1 protein-coding gene and 1 pseudogene are annotated in these 1,634 nt (G+C 70.5%); both read right to left on the reverse strand.

The genetic code is table 11. The features are described from left to right. A pseudogene (locus FF041_RS34640) lies at positions 1–644 on the reverse strand (protein-L-isoaspartate(D-aspartate) O-methyltransferase); the annotation flags it as partial. Between the two features lie 53 nt (positions 645–697). Next, positions 698–1,576, reverse strand: coding sequence for a radical SAM protein (locus tag FF041_RS34645; RefSeq protein WP_153526407.1), 879 nt, complete (start codon positions 1,574–1,576; stop codon positions 698–700). Positions 1,577–1,634: the final 58 nt, after the last annotated feature.

Below are 1,634 nucleotides of genomic sequence, written 5' to 3' on the forward strand. Positions count from 1 at the left end.
ATCAGACCGGTGTCGGTGATGGTGGTGACCAGCCGTCCGCCGGGGCGCAGCGCGGTCAGCCAGCTGACTGGTACGGGCCGGACCGACACAGTGGACACGATGCGGTCGAACCGGCCGGGCAGCTCACCGGTGATGTCGCAGACGGCGGTGTGCGGGCGCAGTCCGATGGTGTTCAGCCGGTCGGTGGCGGTTTGGACGAGGTAGGGGTCGATGTCCACGCTCGTCACCAGGTCGGCTCCGAGGCGGTGACATGCGAGGGCGGTGCCGTATCCGGTGCCGGTGGTGACCAGGGTTCGGTTGCCGTTGCCGATTGAGGCGTGCCGGTACATGGTCACGATCAGGGTGGGCAGGGTCGAGGACGACGTCGGCCACCTGCCGTACGGAACGACGGTGCCCGGTTCGGCCAAGTCGGCGTGCAGGGTGCCGATGCGGGTCACCAGCGTGGTGTCGGCGTACGCGGTCTTCAGCCATGTCGCGGTGTCGGCGGCACCGTCGCGGAGCACTCTGCCGCCGTCGGCCCTCTCCCACCAGTGCGGCACGAAGTGGTGCCGGGGGGTGGTGGCGATGGGGCGCCACCAGCGCGACTCCGGGCGGAGCCCGGCGTCGGCGAGACGGCGCGCGTACGGTTCCCAGTCCACATCCATGCACATGTCCCCGCGTCCGTTCCTGCTTCTTGCTTCGTCGTCGTTCGCCGGTGTCACTCGTCGTCGTCCGCAGGGCCGCACACGCCGCCCTTTTCCGGCCCGCATTGAGTGTCGTCATTCGGCGCGCAGTCCGGCGGGCACGGATCCGCGTCCGTACGACGCGGGACACTGGCGGTCACCTCGGCCCACCGGTCGGAGCCAAACACCGACGCCAAGCTCGCGCCCCCGACGACGCTGCCCGCGGTCAGGAACCGGCCGATCTCGCACACCGCCACCGCTCCGTTGGGGAGAATCGCCGCCTTTCCGTCCCCGCACCGCCCGCACAGGGCTGATACGGACGGCACCGCGGCGTTCGCGGCGTTGCCGACGGGCCGGACCCGGTCGATGTGGACCTCGTGGACGCCCAGCGCTTGCACCTCGGCGCGGGCCTGCTCGGCGCGTTGTCCGCCACCCAGGTCCGCGATGCCCACTTTGACCCGTATCCCGCGGCGCACGGCCTCGACGAGGTTGCCCCGGGTCGCGGCGTGGGAGCCGCGCCGGCCGGTGATCGCGTCGTGCTCGCCCGGGTCGTCGCTGTAGACCGAGGTCGCCATGCTGACCTGCGGGTGCTCGAAGAGCCGCCAGTGCACCTCGCGTACCCGCACGAGGTTGGTGTAGACGCGCACGCGCAGGCCGACCCGCACCGCGTGTTCCACGATCCCGGTGAAGTCCGGATGGAGTGTGGGCTCCCCTCCGATCAGTTGCAGCATCGTCGTACCGAGAGAGGCCGCCTCATGGATGATCCGATGCCAGTCGCCGGCTGTCATGGTCCCGTGGCCGCGCGTCGGCCCGGCCTGGGCGTAGCAGTGCGAGGGGCAGGTCAGCTGGCACCGGGCGGTGATCTCCAGCGAGAGGAACCGTAACGGAGCGGGGGTCTCCGGAGCGATCGTCATAGCCCGAGGGTAGGCACTGCCAAGTCCAACCGGGTCGGATTTGCCGCAACTTGACGGC

It is taken from the genome of Streptomyces jumonjinensis (assembly GCF_009600885.1).
GTDB lineage: Bacteria > Actinomycetota > Actinomycetes > Streptomycetales > Streptomycetaceae > Streptomyces > Streptomyces jumonjinensis.

Bases quoted from the DNA above. Each gene is read 5' to 3' on its own strand.
- FF041_RS34645 (WP_153526407.1), bottom strand. From the start codon at position 1,576: ATGACGATCGCTCCGGAGACCCCCGCTCCGTTACGGTTCCTCTCGCTG.